Source organism: Cytobacillus sp., assembly GCF_032154635.1.
Lineage (GTDB): Bacteria > Bacillota > Bacilli > Bacillales > Cytobacillaceae > Cytobacillus.
Genome location: NZ_JALDXW010000002.1, coordinates 35,710 through 57,895, shown reverse-complemented (window position 1 = coordinate 57,895; position 22,186 = coordinate 35,710). Strand labels below are relative to the sequence as shown.

Here is a 22,186-nt window from a genome sequence, read left to right as displayed (position 1 = left end):
TTGGTAATTTAATTGAAGGGTTGATATGAATCAACTTTTCACTTAGATTCACCACTTATAGTCTAGTAAGGATTTAAAAATTATAGAAGTATTTTCTATAGCTTATTTTTTCAGTTTTAAAAGTCTGACCTCTTACTACTAAAAATTTCCTTATTATAAAAGGAGTGAAGAAATGGAATACGTAATTGAAATGCTGGGTATCCGTAAGGAATTTCCTGGGATTGTAGCAAATGATAACATTACACTGCAGTTAAAAAAGGGTGAAATCCATGCTTTGCTTGGTGAAAATGGAGCAGGTAAGTCTACACTAATGAACGTCCTATTCGGTTTATATCAGCCGGAAAAGGGCGAAATTCGTGTAAAAGGCAAGTCTGTTAAAATTACTAATCCGAATATTGCCAATGATTTGGGAATTGGAATGGTCCATCAGCATTTTATGCTTGTTGATCCGTTTACAGTTACAGAAAATATTATCCTTGGCAGTGAGATTACAAAAGGCGGGAAAATTGACATTAAAACAGCTGAAAAAAAGGTTAGTGAAATATCTGAGAGATATGGTTTAGCTGTTGACCCGCGTGCGAAAATTCAAGATATTTCTGTAGGGATGCAGCAGCGTGTCGAAATATTGAAAACGCTATACCGTGGTGCTGAAATCTTAATTTTTGATGAACCAACTGCCGTTCTTACTCCGCAAGAAATTCACGAGCTAATCCAAATAATGAAGACGCTGATTAAAGAAGGGAAGTCAATCATATTAATCACGCACAAGTTAAAAGAAATAATGGAAGTGTGTGATCGGGTAACGGTCATTCGTAAAGGCGTTGGTATTGGGACGGTTAATGTGAGTGAAACGAATCCGAATGATTTAGCTAGCTTGATGGTTGGCCGTGAAGTAACTTTTAAAACTGAAAAGATAGAAGCCAGTCCAAAACAGGAAGTTCTGCAAATAAAAGATTTAAGAGTAAAAGATGCCCGCGGGCTGCCAGCAATTAATGGCTTAGACCTTACAATCAGAGCCGGGGAGATTGTAGGCATCGCTGGTGTGGATGGCAACGGCCAAACCGAATTGCTAGAAGCAATTACAGGTCTCCGAAAGTCTGAGAGCGGTTCAATCCTGTTAAATGGGAAGGAAATTCGTAATTTTTCACCGAGGAAGGTAACCGAATCTGGTGTAGGACATATTCCACAGGATCGTCACAAACATGGACTAGTTCTTGATTTTCCGATTGGGGAAAATATGGTTTTACAAACGTATTATCAAAAACCATATTCTAATGGTGGAATATTAAACTATAAAGAAATTTATAAAAAAGCAAAGGGGTTAATTTCTGAGTTTGATGTCCGTACTCCGAGCGAATATACACCTGCAAGAGCATTATCTGGAGGGAATCAGCAAAAGGCGATTATTGGACGTGAAGTCGATCGAAATCCTGATTTGCTAATTGCTGCACAGCCTACACGCGGTCTTGATGTCGGAGCGATTGAATTTATTCATAAGCGTCTAATTGAACAGCGTGATAATGGAAAAGCGGTTCTCTTACTTTCATTTGAACTTGATGAAGTTATGAATGTAAGTGACCGTATTGCTGTAATTTATGAAGGGCAGATCGTTGCGATTGTTGATCCGAAGGAAACGACGGAACAGGAATTAGGTTTATTGATGGCCGGTTCTAAACGGAAGGAAGCAGGTGAAAAAGCAGATGTCTAGTCGTATGAAAAATATTATCGTGCCGATTCTTGCCGTTCTATTGGGGATTATTGTCGGTACAATTATTATGTTAATAACCGGTTATGATGCTGGTGCAGCATTTATTGCTCTATGGGATGGAGCATTTGGAGATATTTATTATACTGGGGAAACAATTCGTCAGGTGACTCCATATATTCTTGCTGGTCTTGCAGTAGGATTTGCCTTTAAAACAGGTCTTTTCAATATAGGTGTAGAGGGCCAATTAATAGTAGGATGGCTTGCAGCAGTATGGGTTGGAGTGGCTTTTGAATTACCTAAAGTGATTCACCTTCCATTAGCTGTCCTAGCAGCTGCAGCAGCAGGTGCACTCTGGGCTTTTATACCCGGTCTTTTAAAAGCAAAATTTCGAGTGCATGAAGTTATTGTTACAATTATGATGAACTATGTAGCATTGCATGTTGCAAACTATATTATAAGAAAAGTACTTTCAGAAAATAGTGACCGGACAGCGGATGTTTTTGAATCAGCTTCTCTTCGTTCTCCATTTCTTGAAGGTTTAACAGATTATTCACGGTTACACTGGGGAATTATCGTCGCACTTATATGTGTTTTTATTATGTGGTTCCTGTTAGAAAAAACTTCTAGAGGCTATGAATTGAAAGCAGTAGGCTTTAATCAACATGCATCAGAATATGCGGGTATGAGTGTAAAATCAAACATCATTTTATCCATGGTTATTTCTGGAGCTTTTGCCGGTCTTGCTGGTGCAATGGAAGGCCTTGGAACATTTGGCTATGCTTCTATAAGAGGTGGCTTTACAGGTGTCGGCTTCGATGGAATCGCCGTTGCGTTACTAGGCGGAAATACACCAATTGGCATCATTTTAGCTGCAGTTCTATTTGGTTCATTAAAAGTAGGAGCGCTGAATATGCCGCTTGAAGCAGGTGTACCAAATGAACTTGTCGATATCATAATTGCATTAATCGTTTTCTTTGTAGCTGCAAGTTATATGATCCGCATCTTTATTGATCGTATCGGCAAAAAGGGGGCGAAGTAAGTGAACTTAATGGATATACTATCAATTGTTATCCCTTCAACCATGCTGTGGGCGGCACCACTTATTTTTACAGCACTTGGCGGTACCTTTTCAGAGCGTTCCGGTGTAGTTAACATCGGTCTAGAAGGTTTGATGGTAATTGGTGCATTTACCGCAATCGTTTTTAATCTGACATTTGCTGATGTTTTTGGGGATATGACTCCTTGGGTGTCTCTATTGGCAGCGATGGTTGTTGGGGGACTTTTCTCAGTTATTCATGCGGTTGCCTCTATTACCTTCAGAGCAGACCAAACCGTTTCAGGGGTAGCTATTAACTTATTAGCGGTAGGCGTATCATTGTTTCTTGTGAAATTTATGTATGATAAAGGACAAACAGATATCATTCAAAAAGGGTTTAGCAAAGTAGATATACCGATTCTGAGTGATATCCCTATTTTAGGAAGAATATTCTTCTCAAACACATATTACACCTCTTATGTGGCAATTATTATTGCAATTATTGCCTGGTATGTTATTTTCAAAACACCATTTGGCTTAAGGCTCCGTTCAGTTGGTGAACATCCGATGGCAGCAGATACAATGGGGATTAATGTAACAAAAATTCGTTATATAGCCGTTATTTTATCCGGTGCGCTTGGCGGAATCGGCGGTGGAATTTATGCACAATCCATTACATCTGATTTCAGCCATGCAACGATTAGTGGACAAGGGTTTATGGCACTTGCTGCGATGATCTTTGGTAAATGGCATCCGCTTGGTGCGATGGGTGCAGCTTTATTCTTTGGTTTCGCGCAAAGCTTAAGTATTATTGGCTCAAGCTTGCCGTTCCTTGAGAACATTCCTAATGTATATTTATTAATTGCTCCATATGTGCTGACTATTCTTGCGTTAACAGGGTTTATCGGCCGTGCAGACGCACCGAAAGCATCTGGAGTACCATATATTAAAGGAAACCGTTAAAACGTTTGAAAGACCTTACTCTTAAATGAAGAGTGGGTCTTTTTCTTTGCCTTTAATACGATTCTAGAATTTTTTCCTATCCATAATCGAAACAGATTTTTTTCAATTTTTCTAAATAAAAAAGCCACAGATATTAAAGAAAAACTTTAATATTTTGTGGCTACCTTTAATGGCTATTAAATTAATTGTTCTTCCTCTTTTTCCTTCCTCTTCGGATTAAACAAACCAATAATAATTCCTAGCATTACCCCTATAAACGCAGGTAATACCCAGCCTAACCCAACGTCATATAATGGCAGGATAGAAGTAAATAATTGGTCAACTGGTTTTATACCGAATCCAGCTGTATTCAATCCGTCAAAGAAACTTACGATAAATGTAAAAAACATCCCTAATTGATAGACGATCTTCTTCCCGCTAAATGCATTATGGAAGAAGGTTAATATTAATAAAACAATTGCTAATGGATAAATGGCCGTAAGTACTGGTGTAGAAATAGAAATCAAATGGCTTAATCCAAAGTTTGCAACAGCTGTACTAAAAATGGCAAAAATGATAACAAAACTCCGATAAGAAATTTTAGGCAAAATTTTATTAAAATAGGAAGCGCAAGAACTGAGTAGCCCTACACTAGTAGTCATACAAGCAATAGTGATGAGAGCGCCAAGTATGACACCACCAAATGAACCAAAGTAGAGATTAGCTACTCCAGCTAAAACGGAGCCGCCATTATCCAATATACCTAATTCCGAAACACTGCTTGCTCCCATAAATGCTAATGCACTATAAAAGAATACTAAAAGAACTGCCGCAATTAAACCCGCCTTCATTGTAGATACCATAATCACTCTGCCTGATTCCACACCTTTAGAGCGAAGTGAATTGATAATAATGATACCGAATACGAAAGCTGCTAAAACATCCATCGTTAAATATCCTTCTGAAAAACCACCGAAGAATGAACCTTCTGTATATTTACCAATAGGTTTTTGAAGGGCGCCAAGTGGTTTAATGATTGCCACTATAACTAAAAGAGACAAAAAACTAATTTTAATAGGTGTTAAATATTTACCTAAGATGTCAACAATTTTTGAAGAATTTAGTGAAAGCAATGTTGCGATTGCAAAGAAAATAATTGAGAAAATTAATAGCCCCATCGTATCCATAGATTCTGGAATTAATGGACGAATACCAATTTCAAAGGAAACCGTTCCTGCTCTTGGTATCGCAAATAATGGCCCAATAGCTAAGTATAAAATAATAGAGAATATTAACCCAAACATTGGATGAACTCTAGCCGCTAATGATTGAATATCACTTTTCCCAGAATAACCTAAAGCAATAACAGTTAATATTGGTAATCCTATACCTGTAATGACAAATCCAGCCATAGCTATCCAGATATTTTCTCCTGCTTCCTGACCCATCATAATTGGAAATATTAAATTTCCTGCTCCAAAAAATAACGCAAAAAGCATTAACCCTAAAACAAAAATATAAGAAGTTGGAATCTTTTGATTCACAACTACTCCCCCCTTCTGCTAATTCCCCTTTTAAATCGATTATTTTAAAAATTACTATTTAGAAATAATTTTTAAAAGTTTCTGCCAATTCCTGGGCACTATTATTTATCGCTTAAATAAAATAACATATAAGGATAATAGACACAATATATTATTTCAATAAAATATTTAGTAATTTCTCATTCTTACTATGTATTTTGTATGAAAAACTCAATACCGATAAGGTTCTGGGCATGTCGTAATCTAATATGATTTTACAAGCATACTATTGCAGGTAATAACTTGAAAATAAGAAATAGGGCAAGTTATAGTTAGAATATGATTTAATTTAAAGGAGTTTGCAGAAAATAAATCTTGGACGAGATACATACATACAATTAGGAGGGCGTCATATGAATATTATTGCAGAAACGGTTAAACCAATGGCTGGCTATAAAGTTCATATTGTAAAAACCGATAAGTATAAAACCAATATGATCGTATGGAAAATGAAGGCACCGTTAAATAAAGAAGATGCTACCTTGCGGGCACTTTTGCCTTATGTGTTACAAAGCAGCAGTGAGGAATTTCCGACAACAGGAAAGCTGCGATCTTTTCTAGATGAGCTATATGGGGCTAGTTTATATGTGGACTTAGCCAAAAAGGGTGAGTACCATATCATAAGTATTTCACTGGAAGTTGCTAATGAAAAGTTTTTATCCGATCCGACACCCCTTTTAAAAAAAGCAATTGAATTTTTAGCTGGATTATTAATAAAACCGAATGTGAAAGAAGGAGCTTTTCATAAAGAAACAGTTGATAATGAAAAACGAACGTTAAAACAAAGAATACAATCTGTTTATGACGATAAAATGCGCTACTCAAATTTTCGGTTGGTCCAAGAAATGTGTAAAGAGGAACCGTACTCTCTCCATGTTCATGGGGAAATGGGCGCAGTAGATGCAATTACAGCAGAAAGCTTATATGAATATTATCAAAACGCTATGAAGCAGGATGAGCTTGATCTATATATTGTCGGAGACGTGAACGAGGAAGAGGTATATAGTGTAGCTACCGACATATTCAATTTTTCTGATCGAGCGCCTCTACTAATTGATTCATCTAGTCATAATGCGAAAGATAATGTACATGAAGTAATCGAAGAGCAAGATGTAAAACAAGGAAAATTAAACATTGGCTACCGAACAAATATTAAGTACGGAGATGAGGATTATTATGCCCTGCAAGTATTTAATGGGATATTTGGCGGATTCTCTCATTCCAAGCTATTTATCAATGTTAGAGAAAAAGCAAGTCTTGCCTATTATGTTGCAAGCAGACTTGAAAGCCATAAAGCATTAATGATGGTCATGTCAGGAATCGATAATAAAAATTATAATCAAGCAGTACGTATCATTCATGAACAAATGGATGCAATGAAAATAGGAGATTTCTCCGAAGAGGAGATTGTGCAAACGAAAGCAGTCATTAAAAACCAGCTACTAGAAACGGTTGATACTTCAAGAGGGATGGTCGAAATTCTTTACCATAATGTTATTTCTAAGAATGACATCTCTCTCGATGAGTGGTTGGAAAAAATGGATCTTGTGACAAAGGAAGATATTATTGCTGCTGCAAAAAAGATTAACTTAGATACTGTTTACTTTTTAACTGGAAAGGGGGATGTAAAATAATGAAAAAAATCATATTTGAACAGTTGCAGGAAGAATTATTCTATGAAAAACTGGATAATGGACTTGATGTATATATACTACCAAAACAAGGATTCAATAAAACATACGCAACATTCACTACGAAATATGGATCGATAGACAATCATTTTCTGCCACCGGGAAAAGAGGATTTTGTAAAAGTTCCCGACGGAATAGCCCATTTTTTAGAGCACAAGCTGTTTGAAAAAGAAGATGGCGATGTATTTCAGCAATTTAGCAAACAGGGAGCTTCGGCAAATGCTTTCACCTCTTTTACAAGAACGGCGTATTTATTTTCAAGCACATCAAATGTAGAGAAAAATCTTGAAACGTTAATTGATTTTGTGCAAGCGCCGTATTTTACTGAGAAAACGGTTGAAAAGGAAAAGGGGATTATTGGGCAGGAAATTACCATGTATGATGATAATCCAGATTGGCGTTTATATTTTGGGCTCATTCAAAACATGTATAAAAACCACCCAGTAAAAATTGATATTGCTGGTACAATTGAATCGATTTCTCATATTACAAAGGATATGCTTTATGAGTGTTATGAAACGTTTTACCATCCGAGCAATATGCTATTATTTATAGTTGGACCTGTCGATCAGGAACAAATCATGAAGATGGTAAAGGATAACCAAGAACGTAAAGATTATAAAGAGCTGCCCGAAATTAAACGACAGTTTGAAGATGAGCCTACAGTGGTTGTTGAGAAAAAACAGGTATTAGAGATGAATGTGCAAACATCTAAATGTTTAGTAGGAATAAAAGCGCGAAACACTAATCAATCAGGAAAAGAAATGCTAAAAAAGGAATTGAGCTTAAATGTGATGCTCGATATTTTATTTGGAAAGAGTTCAGAACATTACAGTTTGTTGTATAATGAAGGGCTGATTGATGAAACCTTTTCCTTTGATTACACAGAGGAGAATGGGTTTGGTTTTGCGATGATTGGCGGGGATACAAGCAATCCTGATCAACTTGCCGACTCAATCAAAAAGATCATTTTAGGAGCAAAGGGAACGATTACTGACGAAAGCATTGAGCGAACGAAAAAGAAGAAGATCGGCACTTTTTTACGGGCTGTTAATTCACCTGAATATATCGCCAACCAATTTACTAGGTATGCGTTTAATGATATGGATTTATTTGATGTGGTGCCAACGCTTGAAAGCATTACATTAGCAGATATAGAGCTGGCGGCAGATGAACTGATTTCAGAAGAGCAATTTACGGTTTGCCAGGTTGTTCCCAAAAAATAATTAAGATGTATAGAAGGAAAAAGCGCTAATATAGTGGCGCTTTCTTCAGTTTGCGGAAATGGGTGTAGAAAAAATGAAAAAGTTCGCATTAATAACGGGAGCTAGCGGGGGAATTGGAGGAGCAATTGCGATTAAATTAGCTGAGCAAGGTTATTCCTTATATTTGCATTACAATAAAAATAAGAATGCCATTGAACAGTTATTAGAACAATTGAAGTTTTTCGGAGGAGAATATATTCCAATTCAAGCGGATCTTACGACAACTAAAGGGTATAAGCATGTGGTGAAAAACATTTTTTCCGTTGATGCTATCATACATAACAGCGGAACAAGTCATTATGGACTCTTGCACGAATTGGATGAAGAGCAGGCGGATTCATTAATAAATATCCACGTGAGAACACCGCTTTTACTAACAAAGGAGCTTTTACCAAAGCTGCTTTCCAATGGGGGAGGAAATGTTGTTGTCATGTCCTCGATTTGGGGGCAGACGGGAGCTGCATGTGAAGTAGCGTATTCCACCGTAAAGGGGGCGCAAATAGCCTTTGTTAAAGCGTTAAGTAAGGAAGTAGCATTTAATGGAATTAGAGTAAATGCCGTCGCTCCTGGAGCTGTGCAGACAGCGATGCTCGACGGCTTCTCCTTTGATGAGCTTGAGGGAATAAAAAATGATATTCCCATGGGAAGACTCGCTTCACCTGAAAATATAGCTGATTCAGTATCATTTCTGCTTTCAGATCAGGCATCTTATATAACTGGTCAAGTCCTTGCTGTCAATGGAGGCTGGCATACGTAATATGTTCATACAACAGTAAATAAATATCATGCATATTTTGTCTCTCCGACATCCAAAATAACAATGTACAATGGTGTACAACATTGTTTTAATGAAGGAGGATAATATCATGTCTGTACTTGACAATTGGCAGCAATGGAAAGACTTTCTTGGTGATCGTCTCGATCAGGGACAGCAGCAAGGAATGAGTAAAGACACGGTTAATAACCTTGCTTATCAAATTGGCGATTACTTAGCGAAACAAGTGGAGCCGAAAAATGAACAAGAAAAAATTCTCGCTGACCTTTGGTCTGTTGCTAGTAAGGATGAACAGCAAGCCATTGCGAGCATGATGGTAAAGCTTGTAGAGGATAACGGGACACAAAAATAAGTTGGTTAAAAAAGAGAGGCAAGCTCCTCTCTTTTTTAATTTTTCGAAAAATGTATAATGGCAATTTTTGCATAGGTTTATCCTTTCATCTTTTAAGGAAATCATTTATGATATAGGAGGTAAGAAAAATCGATTGGCAACGGCTAAAGGAGGTCTTTATGAGTAAAACAGAATGGTATTTGGAATATGAAATAACAAAGAACCGTCCAGGGTTGCTTGGTGATATTTCTTCCCTTCTCGGAATGCTTTCGATAAATATTGTAACGATTAACGGGGTAGAACAAGGCCGCAGAGGCTTATTAATTTTAGCAAAAAACTATGAACAAATTGTTCGGTTAGAGTCAATATTACATACGATGGATACAATAAGATTAATAAAACTGCGTGTTCCGAAATTAAGGGACCGTTTAGCTGTCCGGCATGGAAGATACATACAACAAGATGCTGATGATAAGAAGACTTTCAGGTTTGTAAGGGACGAGCTTGGATTATTAGTTGATTTTATGGCAGAATTATTTAAGCAGGAAGGGCACAAGCTAATAGGAATACGAGGAATGCCGCGAGTAGGAAAAACAGAATCAATTGTTGCGTCAAGTGTTTGCGCAAATAAGCGATGGTTATTTGTTTCTTCAACTCTTTTAAAACAAACGATTCGCAATCAGCTTATTCATGATGAATACAATGAAAACAATCTATTCATAATAGATGGGATTGTTTCATCCAGAAGAGCGAATGAAAAGCATTGGCAGCTTGTCCGTGAGATAATGAGTCTTCCCGCAATAAAAGTGGTGGAGCACCCAGATATTTTTGTAGAAAACACTCAATATTCTATCGATGACTTCGATTATATTATTGAGCTTCGTCATGACCCAGAAGAAGAAATAAAATATGACATTGTTAATAAAAGCAAGATGTTTTCTGATTCTGAATTTGGCGGATTTGATTTTTAAGTGAGTTGGAAGGTGTTGTAAATTGACAGAACTCGGTAATCGACTGAAGGAAGCACGATTGGCTAAGAACATGAGTCTTGATGACTTGCAGGCAGATACTAAAATTCAAAAGCGATATTTAATTGGTATTGAAGAAGGAAATTATAGTATGATGCCCGGACAGTTTTATGTAAGGGCGTTTATTAAGCAGTATGCGGAGGCAGTAGGGCTTGAACCTGAGGAGGTTTTCGAGCAGTTTAAAAGTGAAATACCTTCTACGATAAATGATGATATTCCAGAAAAGCTTTCACGCGTCCAAACGAGACAGAATGTTTCTACAGGAAGATCAAAAGTTTTTGAAATTCTTCCGAAAATATTAATTGTAATTTTTATAATTGGGGCATTGGCTGTTGCTTACGCTTTTTTTCAAAAATCTACTGATGGGAACAATTCGAAGGAACCCGTTGAAAATACTGGAAAAGAGCCTGTACGTATTGAGGAATCGGATGAATTTGCTAAGGATAATGAAAAAGACACCGAACGAGATACTAGTGGAAATTCAGCAACACAGGAAGATCAGACGACTGAAGAAGAAACTGCTGAAGAGGAGATTGAAGCTCCTAAGCAAGAGATCACTGTTGCCCAATCAAGCGGCAAAAAAACTGTATATGAATTGAAAAATACGGACCGGTTTGAATTGAAGGTCGTTTCTACTGGAGAAACATGGGTCAATATTTTAAATGGAAAAGGTACGTCCTTTTTTTCTGGGACGCTGAAAAAGGGCGAAAATGAAAGTCAGGTAATAGATTTTTCTAAGGAAATGGAAGCTGAAATTGTCATCGGTAAATCAACTGAGACAGAAATCTATGTAAATGATGAAAAAGTTGAGTACGCTATTCCTCCGACTCAATCGGTTACGCAGAATATTACCATTCGCTACTTACCGAACAACGAATAGTCATCGTCCGATGACTATTTTTCGCGTTATTACTATATTGGAGGTACAATCATGAATTTGCCAAATAAAATCACTATTTCTAGAATTTTTCTAATCCCGTTATTTTTAATTGTAATGCTTGTTCCTTTTTCATGGGGGGAGCTTTCATTATTGGGAGCTACGCTTCCTGTCACTCATCTAGTTGGAGCACTCATTTTTATTATCGCTTCAGCAACTGACTGGGTGGATGGGCATTTTGCCAGGAAATATAATCTTGTTACGAATTTAGGTAAGTTTCTTGACCCGCTTGCTGACAAGCTGCTTGTGTCTGCAGCCTTAATTGTGCTGGTTGAGCTTGGCTTCGCACCTTCTTGGATTGTTATTGTAATTATTAGCCGAGAATTCGCTGTTACAGGTTTGCGCCTTATTCTTGCGGGCGGAGGAGAGGTTGTGGCAGCAAATCAGTTGGGGAAAATCAAAACATGGACACAAATTGTCGCTATTTCTGCACTATTGCTGCATAACATTATATTTGAAATGCTTTCGATTCCTTTTGATGATATAGCACTTTGGGTAGCACTCGTGTTTACGATTTGGTCTGGCTGGGACTATTTTGCCAAAAATAAGGGGGCCTTTATCAATTCTAAATAATGTTCTTTTTTCATCCTATATAAATAAGGTGGCGTTTACATGAATGCAGAAATAATTGCAGTTGGTTCCGAACTATTGCTTGGGCAGATTGTTAATACAAATGCACGCTTTTTGTCAAGACAGCTTGCCGATTTGGGGATTAATGTTTTTTATCATACTTGTGTTGGCGATAACCCGGATCGCCTTAAAGCAGTGATTGAAATTGCTGAAGATCGTTCGGATCTTCTAATTTTCACTGGGGGTCTAGGACCGACCAAAGATGATTTAACGAAGGAAACGATCGCTAAGCATGTGAATAAAAGGCTGATTATGAATAATGAAGCTCTCCAGTCAATTGAACTTTTTTTTGAACGAACAAACAAAATAATGACAGAAAATAATAAAAAACAGGCGATTGTTTTGGAGGATTCACATATTTTTCCGAATGATCATGGGATGGCTCCTGGGATGCTGCTTGAAGGAGATAAACATATCTATATGCTTCTCCCAGGACCGCCGAAGGAAATGGAGCCAATGTTTTTGAAATATGGCTACCCGGCTCTTCGATCCATACTTCAAGAGGACGATGTGATTCTATCTCGTGTTTTAAGATTTTTCGGGATTGGAGAAGCGATGCTTGAAACAGAAATTGAAGATTTAATAGATGCTCAAACCAATCCAACGATTGCACCTCTTGCATCTGATGGAGAGGTAACTCTTCGTTTAACAGCCAAGCATGAGCAAATGGATACTGCTTTAAGACTTTTAGATGAGACCGAAAATGAAATTATTTCTCGAGTTGGCGAATATTTATATGGTTATGATGAAACATCCTTGATGCATGAATTAATAAAGCGAATGAAGGAAGAAAAGCTGACGATTGCTTGTGCTGAGAGTTTAACAGGAGGGATGTTCCAGCAGGAATTTACAGCAGTCCCTGGAGCAGGAGAACTTCTAAAAGGCGGAGTTGTTTGTTATACGAATGAAGTAAAAGCAAATGTGTTAAATGTTCAGAAAGAAACAATTGCTGAAAATGGTGTTGTGAGCGAGCAATGTGCTCGTGAATTAGCTAAAAACGTCGCCTCCTTAATGAATGCGGATATTGGCATCAGTTTTACAGGTGTTGCGGGTCCTGATGAGTTAGAAGGCAAGCCGGTAGGGACAGTTTACATAGGTATTTCCATAAAGAATAAACCTGTACAAGTTGAAAAGCTAAACTTTGGTGGATCAAGGGAGGCCATCCGAGTAAGAAGTGTTAAGTATGCCTGCCATTTTTTAATCCGGCGATTAAAAGGAGATCAGAATGCCAAGTAGTGCATTCTGATTTTTTTTAATTACACGATTGTGTTGTTTCATTTTTTATATGAAATTACTTTGAAAATATCATTTCTCTCCTATGATTCTTTCATTTTTATCAATGAGCAAGCAATAAAAAAAGAAGAATAGATGTTCGCTTTTTTGCTCGACAAACGGCAAGAAAACGGTTATAGTAGACTTAGGTTTTGAACGAGAGCAAAACTTAGACTTTTTGAAAGTTAAAGAGGAGGAAGTATGAATGAGTGATCGTCAAGCAGCACTGGAAATGGCGTTAAAACAAATAGAAAAACAATTTGGTAAAGGTTCAATCATGAAGCTTGGGGAGCAAACAGATCGGAAAGTTTCTACTATTCCTAGCGGATCTCTTGCCTTGGATATTGCACTTGGAGTTGGCGGGTATCCAAGAGGACGGATTATTGAAACATATGGACCAGAAAGCTCAGGTAAAACAACGGTTGCCCTACATGCCATTGCGGAGGTGCAAGCAGCTGGCGGACAGGCTGCATTTATCGATGCAGAACATGCGCTTGATCCAGTTTATGCGCAGAAGCTTGGCGTTAATATCGATGAATTATTGCTTTCGCAGCCAGATACTGGAGAGCAGGCGTTAGAGATTGCTGAAGCACTTGTAAGAAGCGGTGCAGTTGATATTCTTGTTATTGACTCAGTTGCAGCCCTCGTGCCTAAAGCAGAAATCGAAGGTGAAATGGGGGACTCGCATGTTGGATTACAAGCACGTTTGATGTCTCAAGCCCTTCGTAAACTATCAGGTGCAATCAATAAATCGAAAACAATTGCTATTTTCATAAACCAAATCCGTGAAAAGGTTGGGGTTATGTTCGGAAATCCAGAGACAACTCCAGGTGGACGTGCGTTGAAGTTCTATTCAACAATCCGTCTTGAAGTGCGCCGTGCAGAGGCGATAAAGCAAGGACAAGATATTGTTGGTAACAAAACAAAGATTAAAGTTGTTAAAAATAAAGTTGCACCTCCATTCCGTGTAGCTGAAGTCGATATTATGTATGGAGAAGGAATTTCAAAGGACGGCGAAATTATTGATCTAGGCTCTGAATTGGATATTGTTCAAAAGAGTGGATCATGGTATTCCTTTAATGATGAGCGTCTGGGCCAAGGAAGGGAAAATGCTAAGCTGTTCTTGAAAGAAAATCCTGAAATCCGTCAGCAAATTCAAACGCAAATCCGTGACCATTATGGTCTCGATGGAGATCATGTTGTAAGCGGTGATGATGAACAAGAGGAATTTCAACTAATTGATTAATATAGTGGCGAAAAAAGCAAAGCTGAGAGCTTTGCTTTTTTATAATGAAGATAAATAACAGGTGTGTACTAGAGTAAGCCTTGACAATGAAATACCACAGCTTTACAATTAAAAATGTATATTTTACATTTTATGATGATATGAAAAACGTTGAAAAGCTTAAGTGGTGTATGTAGTTTCCTTGTACATGCCCACACTTTAAAAACGTAACACAAAAAGTTCATAGCAAGAGGAGGTGAAATGATGGAACTTTTAACAGCAATCATCATCTCCAGTTTGCTTGGCCTATTCGTTGGTGCGGTTGTTAGCTATTTTGTTTGTAAGTCCATTGCTCAGGCAAAAGTTGCAGGAGCTAAAGATGCAGCAGAGCAGATTTTAGAAGAATCAAAGCGAGAAGCGGATGCAATAAAGAAAGAAGCTCTAATTGAGGCGAAAGATGAAATTCATAAGCTTCGAACAGAGGCAGAACGTGAGATTCGTGATCGAAGAAGTGAATTGCAAAAACAAGAAAATCGTTTACTGCAAAAGGAAGAAAATCTTGATCGCAAAGATGAAACGTTAGATAAACGCGAAACACTTTTAGAGAAGAGGGACGATTCTCTTAACAAAAGACAACAGCATATTGAAGAGATGGAAAGCAAAGTGGACGAGATGGTACGTGCACAAAAAGCTGAGCTGGAACGCATCTCGGGCTTAACTCGTGAAGAGGCGAAGTCCATCATTTTGGAGCGAGTCGAGCAGGAAGTGGCTCATGATGTCGCGATAATGATAAAAGAGGGCGAAGTTCGCGCGAAAGAAGAAGCAGATAAGAAGGCGAAGGATATCTTGTCACTGGCAATCCAACGTTGTGCTGCCGATCATGTGGCTGAAACAACAGTATCTGTGGTAAATCTGCCGAATGATGAGATGAAGGGCCGAATTATTGGACGAGAGGGCCGAAACATTCGAACGCTTGAAACCTTAACGGGTATTGATCTTATTATTGATGATACACCAGAGGCTGTCATCTTATCAGGTTTCGATCCAATTCGCCGAGAAACTGCTCGTTTAGCTTTAGACAAACTAGTACAGGACGGACGAATTCATCCTGCACGGATTGAGGAAATGGTTGATAAAGCTCGCCGAGAAGTGGATGAGCATATCCGTGAAATTGGTGAACAGACGACTTTTGAAGTAGGTGTTCACGGCCTCCATCCGGATCTTATTAAAATCCTTGGTCGACTTAAATTCCGGACAAGCTATGGTCAAAATGTACTGAAGCATTCAATGGAAGTTGCACAGCTCTCAGGTTTACTAGCTGCGGAACTTGGTCAAGATGAAGTATTAGCCCGCCGTGCAGGCTTGCTTCATGATATCGGTAAGGCAATTGACCATGAGGTAGAAGGAAGCCATGTTGAAATAGGGGTAGAACTTGCTACGAAATATAAGGAACATCCAATTGTGATTAATAGCATCGCCTCCCATCATGGAGACACTGAACCTACCTCAATTATTGCTGTTCTGGTTGCTGCAGCAGATGCGTTATCAGCAGCTCGTCCAGGAGCAAGAAGAGAAACACTCGAAAATTATATTCGCCGTCTTGAGAAGCTTGAAGAGATTTCTGAATCTTATGATGGTGTTGAAAAGTCCTTTGCTATTCAAGCTGGACGTGAAATTCGTATTTTAGTAAAACCTGAGCAAATCGACGATCTTGAGGCACATCGACTAGCAAGAGATATTCGAAAAAAGATTGAAGAAGAGCTTGATTATCCAGGACATATTAAAGTAACGGTTATTCGTGAAACACGGGCCGTGGAATATGCGAAATAAGGCGATGCTTAATGCATCGCTTTATTATTTTTGAGGAAGATAAGTAAGTATAAGGTTGAAGTAGGAGAATGGTCTATTGCAAGCAGCCGATCTCTTATTAACTGTAGATCCTAAGTCGACATCCATTTGTTTTCGCTCATTGTGTCTCCCTTTTTGAAAGAATTAGCCCTTCTGCGTTTTCAAGGCGATGATCAATGCGCTTGCGCTTTTCTTAAAAGAGTGGAAAGATACAGAGTGTGGTACAATAACTAGTAGAAATACATATAAAGAAAGGGCAGTACAATGAATATTTTGTTTGTAGGGGACGTTGTCGGTTCGCAAGGGCGTGACATGATTACTGAATATGTCCCGAAGCTTAAAGAGAAATACAGGCCACAAATTACCATTATTAATGGTGAAAATGCAGCAGGTGGCAAGGGAATAACTGAAAAGATCTATCGTGGATTTTTAGAAGCAGGAGCACAGGCTGTGACTCTTGGAAATCATACGTGGGATAATAAGGAAATCTTTGAATTTATCGATCAGGCTAAATATTTAGTAAGACCAGCAAACTTTCCGGAAGGGAATCCTGGAAAGGGAATTGTTTATCTGAAATTTAATACTGAGGAAATTGCAGTAATAAGTTTGCAGGGAAGGACGTTCATGCCGTCGATAGACTGTCCATTCAAAAAAGCGGATGAATTAATTCAAGAAGCGAAGAAAAGAACATCGACGATTTTTGTAGACTTCCATGCCGAAGCAACGAGCGAGAAGCAAGCAATGGGTTGGTATTTAGACGGGAGAGTTTCAGCAGTTATAGGCACACATACGCATGTACAAACTGCCGATAATCGGATATTACCAAATGGGACTGCTTATTTAACAGATGTTGGCATGACTGGCCCATATGACGGAATATTAGGTGTTGAACGGGATGCGGTGTTAAAAAGGTTTTTAACAAACTTACCCGTTCGATTTGAAGTACCTAAAGAAGGACGTAAGCAGTTAAGTGCTGTGTTAATCGAAATTGATAAAATCAGTGGAAAAGCCAAAAAAATAAATAGAATATTAATTAATGATGATCATCCGTTTTTTTCATAACATAAAAAGACTGTATCTGAAAGCAATTAGGCTATCGGATACAGTCTTTTTTTAATTGATTTATGTCTTTATTTTGTCCAAGCCGGAATATGTGATTTATGAACTGAATATAGTAGCAATGGAATGATTTATACTGACGTGTTCATTTCCGAAAGGCATTATCTTATAAACATACCCTTTACTAGGTGAAAGAGCATCACACCTGAATGGGATTAAAGCTGTCTAAGAAGAGGTCATGGGCACGCGGGAGGGGAAAACAAGGAGGAGCTAGGAATGGAAATATTAAAAGTTTCAGCAAAATCTAATCCTAATTCTGTAGCAGGTGCGCTTGCTGGTGTTCTGCGTGAAAGAGGCGGTGCCGAAATCCAAGCGATTGGTGCAGGTGCATTAAACCAGGCGGTAAAGGCAGTAGCAATTGCAAGAGGGTTTGTAGCGCCTAGCGGAGTGGATTTGATTTGTATCCCTGCATTTACAGATATTAAGATTGATGGGGAAGAGCGAACGGCAATAAAGCTAATTGTTGAACCTAGGTAAATATATTGGACATCAGGGTTTGTTTATTGGAAATAATCTTTTTACTATATTACAACAGAAGGCTATATTGTAATCAATTAAACATGACCTGTTTGCCGTAAAAGCAAGCGGGTCCTTTTTTTAATAATCAAATGCCAGCCGGAAGGGTGTAAATAAGAATGAAAATATTTGATGCCCATTGTGACGTGCTTTACAAAATGTTTCTGGATGCAAGTATTGATTTTCACAATTCTGAGAAACTTGATGTCAATTTAAATGGGATGAAATCTGGGGGGGTAAAAGTGCAATGCTTTGCTTTATTTATCCCTGATTCCGTCCATTATGAAATGCGATTTAATGCGGCACTATACATGATTGAGCTCTTTTATGAAAGAATAATCAAACCTTCCTCACATTTACGTGTGATTATGAACCGGTTTGATCTTGATAATCTAGCTGAGGATGAAATAGGTGCTATTTTAACTCTAGAAGGATGTGATGCGATAGGAAATGATTTAGTTAAATTAAAAACGCTTTTAAGATTAGGTGTTACATCAGTTGGACTAACTTGGAATCATAGTAATTATGTCGCTGACGGGATTCTTGAGGAAAGAGGTGCAGGGTTATCATCCTTTGGAAAAAAAGTAGTCAGCGTTTTAAATTCAACCGAAACATGGTGTGATGTTTCTCATTTGTCTGAACGAGGATTTTGGAATGTGATTGAGTGTAGTGACTATCCATTTGCCTCTCATTCGAATTGTTATTCCCTTTGCCCGAATCCCAGAAATTTAACGAATGATCAAATTGCAGCCCTTATTGATCGTGATAGTGTAATAGGAATTACTTTTGTTCCTGAATTTTTAACAAGCAGGCAATCGGCAACAGTGACTGATGTATTAAGACATCTTGAATATGTTTGCTCACTTGGAGGAGAAGAGCATGTTGGCTTTGGATCGGATTTTGATGGGACTGATGGAAAGCTGCCAATAGGATTAATGAATGTGAAGGATTTTGACCATTTAATAAATGAGTTGGTAAAATATTATTCTAGTAGACAGGTTGAAAATTTTATGTTTAGGAACTTCATTAGTAGATATCCAAAAAATAAGTATTAAGAAAGGGCTAATCGACTTATCATCATGAAAAATGTAGCGCTTTTATCGAGACTTAGGGGCTAAAAACAGCACAAATCTATAATTATTTAATTAGTTGTAAAATATTCATATTTTCGACAATAATTAGTATGAAAGGGTTGCTTTTTTTTAGACTTAGGTCTAGAATTGAAAGCGTTTAGTACCCATTCAAATTCCTTATTTAAGAGGTTGTTCATTATATCGCAAATAAGGTTTCTGAAAGAGTGCTACATTTCAATTATTGTATTGTTTTTACATATTTTTCTAACGTATCTAAAGGGGTGTAAGTCATGATCAATCAACTTTCGTGGAAAGTTGGCGGGCAACAAGGGGAAGGTATTGAGAGTACTGGTGAAATTTTTGCCATTGCCTTAAACCGATTAGGCTACTACTTGTATGGTTACCGCCATTTCTCATCTCGTATTAAAGGCGGTCATACGAACAATAAGATTCGTGTTAGCACAACTCAAGTTCGTTCAATTTCTGACGATCTTGATATTTTGGTAGCATTCGACCAAGAAACAATCGATTTAAACTACAAAGAGCTCCATGAAAAAGGGGTTATTATTGCGGATGCAAAGTTCAATCCAATAAAACCAGAAGATACTAAAGCATCGATGTATGCTGTTCCATTTACGGAATTAGCAACGGAGTTAGGTACATCCCTTATGAAGAACATGGTTGCTGTTGGGGCAACATGTGCAGTCTTAAATTTAGATATTAACGTTTTTAAAGAAGTTGTGCAAGAAATTTTTGGACGTAAGGGCCAGCAAGTTGTTGAAAAAAATATGGAAGCCATTAAATCAGGCTTTGATAATATGCAAGAACATTTAGGAAGCAATGCGGAATTAATGGAGCTTGAGAAAGCAGACGGCAAGAAGCGTATGTTTATGATTGGTAACGATGCGATTGCACTGGGCGCATTGGCTGGCGGCTGCCGCTTCATGGCTGCATATCCAATTACTCCAGCATCAGATATTATGGAATACTTAATCAAAAAACTTCCACCAGTTGGCGGAGCGGTTATTCAAACGGAAGATGAAATAGCTGCTGTTACAATGACAATTGGTGCTAACTATGGTGGTGTGCGTGCGCTGACTGCTTCATCAGGTCCGGGACTATCATTAAAAATGGAAGCGATCGGCCTATCCGGTATAACGGAAACTCCACTTGTTATCGTTGATACACAGCGTGGGGGTCCATCAACAGGTCTGCCTACAAAACAGGAGCAATCTGACTTAATGGCGATGATCTATGGTACACATGGGGAGATTCCGAAGATTGTTATGGCGCCAAGTACTGTACAAGAGGCTTTCTATGATACAGCAGAAGCATTCAATTTAGCTGAAGAATACCAATGCCCTGTTATTGTTTTATCTGATTTACAACTTTCATTAGGTAAGCAAACGGTTGAACCTCTTGAGTATGATAAGGTTGAGATTCGCCGTGGAAAGCTAGTAACCGAAGAATTACCTGAAATCGAAAACAAAGGGTATTTTAAGCGCTATGAGGTAACAGAGGATGGCGTTTCACCAAGAACAATTCCTGGAACGAAAAATGGTATCCACCATGTAACAGGTGTTGAGCATGATGAACAGGGCAAGCCGTCCGAATCTGCAGCAAACCGAAATGCACAAATGGACAAGCGCTTCCGTAAAATTGAAAATATTAAATTTGATACGCCAGTTTATAAAAATGCTCCGCATGCGGAAGCAGATCTATTAATCGTCGGTTTCAATTCAACTCGCGGAGCGATTGAAGAAGCAATGGGCCGTTTGGAAAAAGATGGTTTAAAGGTGAATCATGCACATATTCGTTTAATCTATCCATTCCCGTCTGATGAATTATTGCCGCTTGTAAATTCTGCGAAAAAGGTCGTGGTGGTTGAAAATAACGCGACTGGGCAATTGGCAAATATGATTAAGATGAACGTCGGTCATGCTGAAAAAATGACAAAAATGTTAAAGTACGACGGAAATCCATTCTTGCCGCATGAAATTCATACAAGATGCAAGGAGTTGGTCTAAATGGCAACATTTAAAGATTTTCGTAATAGTGTAAAACCAAACTGGTGTCCTGGCTGTGGCGACTTCTCCGTTCAAGCTGCGATTCAGCGTGCGGCAGCAAATGTAGGACTAGAACCTGAAAACTTAGCTGTTATTTCTGGAATTGGCTGTTCTGGCCGTATTTCAGGATATATTAACTCATATGGTTTACATGGAATTCACGGACGTTCACTTCCAATTGCAACTGGGGTCAAAATGGCTAACCGTGACTTAACGGTTATTGCCTCTGGCGGAGATGGAGATGGTTATGCAATTGGAATGAGCCACACAATCCACGCGATTCGCCGAAACGTAAATATCACTTATATTGTAATGGATAACCAAATTTATGGTTTAACAAAAGGGCAAACATCACCAAGATCAGCTACAGGCTTCAAAACTAAGTCAACGCCTGAAGGTTCAATTGAACAAGCGATTGCTCCAATGGAAATGGCATTGACTGCTGGTGCGACTTTTGTTGCCCAAAGCTTCTCTACGGATCTTAAGGATCTGACAGCATTAATTGAAGCTGGGATTAAACATGAGGGATTCTCCTTAATTAACGTATTTAGTCCATGTGTTACTTATAATAAAGTTAATACATATGACTGGTTTAAAGAGAATTTAACAAAATTGAGCGATGTGGAAGGCTATGATTCTTCTAATAAAGAAATGGCTATGCAAACATTAATGAAGCATAATGGCTTAGTTACAGGTCTTATTTATCAAGATACAGAGCGTAAGTCATATCAAGAGCTATTAAATGGATATTCAGAAATTCCATTAGTTCAAGCAGACTTAACTCTTGATCAGGCACATTTTGATAAGCTTGTTGAAGAATTTATGTAGAATATAACGACAGCCCAGGGTAGATTCCTGGGCTGTTTTTATGGGAAGAATGATCCGTCTGACCAATAATAACTTTTCTGAAATGTGATGATCGTCACGTTCAAATTCGATAAATTCGTATAATATTATTATTTGTGAATAGACACATCTCATTTTTTTAAAATGAGTGTAGATCAGTGAATGAACACTAGTCCCATGCTAGGATTTCTATTGTTTTCAATTCATAAAGGCTTTATACTATAATAATGTGTGTAGTTAATCTTACTTACGATATTTTTTATTATAGAACCTTAAGAATTTCCAATAGATTTTC

The 22,186-nt window shown here is 38.1% G+C and carries 19 protein-coding genes; 18 read left to right on the top strand and 1 reads right to left on the bottom strand.

Features of this window, described 5'->3' with window-relative positions:
* Positions 1-172 precede the first annotated feature (172 nt).
* From RUH74_RS02215 to RUH74_RS02205, 3 genes are read left to right on the top strand one after another with little or no spacing between them, the layout of a single operon-like run.
* Positions 173-1,708 (top strand): ABC transporter ATP-binding protein, encoded by a 1,536-nt coding sequence (locus RUH74_RS02215; RefSeq protein ID WP_313798619.1) that lies wholly within the window; start codon positions 173-175, stop codon positions 1,706-1,708.
* Complete coding sequence (locus tag RUH74_RS02210) at positions 1,701-2,747, top strand: ABC transporter permease (RefSeq protein WP_313798618.1); 1,047 nt, start codon at positions 1,701-1,703, stop codon at positions 2,745-2,747. The genes RUH74_RS02215 and RUH74_RS02210 overlap by 8 nt, the downstream gene beginning before the upstream one ends.
* Positions 2,748-3,707, top strand: a complete 960-nt coding sequence (locus tag RUH74_RS02205; RefSeq protein ID WP_313798617.1) for an ABC transporter permease — start codon at positions 2,748-2,750, stop codon at positions 3,705-3,707. It abuts the gene before it with no gap.
* Between the two features lie 176 nt (positions 3,708-3,883).
* Here RUH74_RS02205 and brnQ read toward each other — a convergent pair whose 3' ends face one another.
* Positions 3,884-5,230 carry a branched-chain amino acid transport system II carrier protein gene (brnQ, locus tag RUH74_RS02200; protein WP_313798616.1) on the bottom strand — a complete coding sequence of 449 codons (1,347 nt, stop codon included), beginning with the start codon at positions 5,228-5,230 and terminating at the stop codon, positions 3,884-3,886.
* A 392-nt stretch (positions 5,231-5,622) separates the two neighbouring features.
* Between brnQ and yfmF the strand changes: the two genes are divergently transcribed.
* The 15 genes from yfmF to RUH74_RS02125 all read left to right on the top strand — a co-directional run bounded on the left by yfmF (position 5,623) and on the right by RUH74_RS02125 (position 21,873).
* Positions 5,623-6,903 (top strand): EF-P 5-aminopentanol modification-associated protein YfmF, encoded by a 1,281-nt coding sequence (gene yfmF, locus RUH74_RS02195; protein WP_313798615.1) that lies wholly within the window; start codon positions 5,623-5,625, stop codon positions 6,901-6,903.
* A complete protein-coding gene (gene yfmH / locus RUH74_RS02190; RefSeq protein WP_313798614.1) occupies positions 6,903-8,186 on the top strand; it encodes an EF-P 5-aminopentanol modification-associated protein YfmH in 1,284 nt (427 codons plus the stop codon). The genes yfmF and yfmH overlap by 1 nt, the downstream gene beginning before the upstream one ends.
* A gap of 73 nt (positions 8,187-8,259) precedes the next feature.
* The gene (gene ymfI, locus RUH74_RS02185) at positions 8,260-8,982 is read left to right on the top strand and encodes an elongation factor P 5-aminopentanone reductase (RefSeq protein ID WP_313798613.1); all 723 of its coding nucleotides are present in this window, start codon (positions 8,260-8,262) and stop codon (positions 8,980-8,982) included.
* A 109-nt stretch (positions 8,983-9,091) separates the two neighbouring features.
* Positions 9,092-9,352: a DUF3243 domain-containing protein gene (locus tag RUH74_RS02180; protein ID WP_313798612.1), complete on the top strand. Its 261-nt coding sequence runs from the start codon at positions 9,092-9,094 to the stop codon at positions 9,350-9,352.
* A gap of 158 nt (positions 9,353-9,510) precedes the next feature.
* Entirely contained in the window at positions 9,511-10,302 is a 792-nt protein-coding gene (locus RUH74_RS02175) for a DUF3388 domain-containing protein (RefSeq protein ID WP_313798611.1), read from the top strand.
* 22 nt (positions 10,303-10,324) lie between these two features.
* Positions 10,325-11,239, top strand: coding sequence for a helix-turn-helix domain-containing protein (locus tag RUH74_RS02170; protein ID WP_313798610.1), 915 nt, complete (start codon positions 10,325-10,327; stop codon positions 11,237-11,239).
* A gap of 51 nt (positions 11,240-11,290) precedes the next feature.
* The gene (gene pgsA / locus RUH74_RS02165; RefSeq protein WP_313798609.1) at positions 11,291-11,869 is read left to right on the top strand and encodes a CDP-diacylglycerol--glycerol-3-phosphate 3-phosphatidyltransferase; all 579 of its coding nucleotides are present in this window, start codon (positions 11,291-11,293) and stop codon (positions 11,867-11,869) included.
* 39 nt (positions 11,870-11,908) lie between these two features.
* A complete protein-coding gene (locus RUH74_RS02160) occupies positions 11,909-13,162 on the top strand; it encodes a competence/damage-inducible protein A (RefSeq protein WP_313798608.1) in 1,254 nt (417 codons plus the stop codon).
* A 241-nt stretch (positions 13,163-13,403) separates the two neighbouring features.
* Complete coding sequence (gene recA / locus RUH74_RS02155; RefSeq protein WP_313798607.1) at positions 13,404-14,444, top strand: recombinase RecA; 1,041 nt, start codon at positions 13,404-13,406, stop codon at positions 14,442-14,444.
* A gap of 243 nt (positions 14,445-14,687) precedes the next feature.
* A complete protein-coding gene (gene rny / locus RUH74_RS02150; RefSeq protein WP_313798835.1) occupies positions 14,688-16,253 on the top strand; it encodes a ribonuclease Y in 1,566 nt (521 codons plus the stop codon).
* Positions 16,254-16,535: 282 nt separating this feature from the next.
* The gene (locus RUH74_RS02145; protein WP_313798606.1) at positions 16,536-17,333 is read left to right on the top strand and encodes a TIGR00282 family metallophosphoesterase; all 798 of its coding nucleotides are present in this window, start codon (positions 16,536-16,538) and stop codon (positions 17,331-17,333) included.
* Between the two features lie 273 nt (positions 17,334-17,606).
* A complete protein-coding gene (spoVS, locus tag RUH74_RS02140) occupies positions 17,607-17,867 on the top strand; it encodes a stage V sporulation protein SpoVS (protein WP_009791522.1) in 261 nt (86 codons plus the stop codon).
* Between the two features lie 158 nt (positions 17,868-18,025).
* Positions 18,026-18,961, top strand: a complete 936-nt coding sequence (locus RUH74_RS02135) for a dipeptidase (protein WP_313798605.1) — start codon at positions 18,026-18,028, stop codon at positions 18,959-18,961.
* A 308-nt stretch (positions 18,962-19,269) separates the two neighbouring features.
* Complete coding sequence (locus RUH74_RS02130) at positions 19,270-21,006, top strand: 2-oxoacid:acceptor oxidoreductase subunit alpha (RefSeq protein ID WP_313798604.1); 1,737 nt, start codon at positions 19,270-19,272, stop codon at positions 21,004-21,006.
* The gene (locus RUH74_RS02125) at positions 21,007-21,873 is read left to right on the top strand and encodes a 2-oxoacid:ferredoxin oxidoreductase subunit beta (protein ID WP_313798603.1); all 867 of its coding nucleotides are present in this window, start codon (positions 21,007-21,009) and stop codon (positions 21,871-21,873) included.
* The last annotated feature ends 313 nt before the right edge of the window (positions 21,874-22,186 follow it).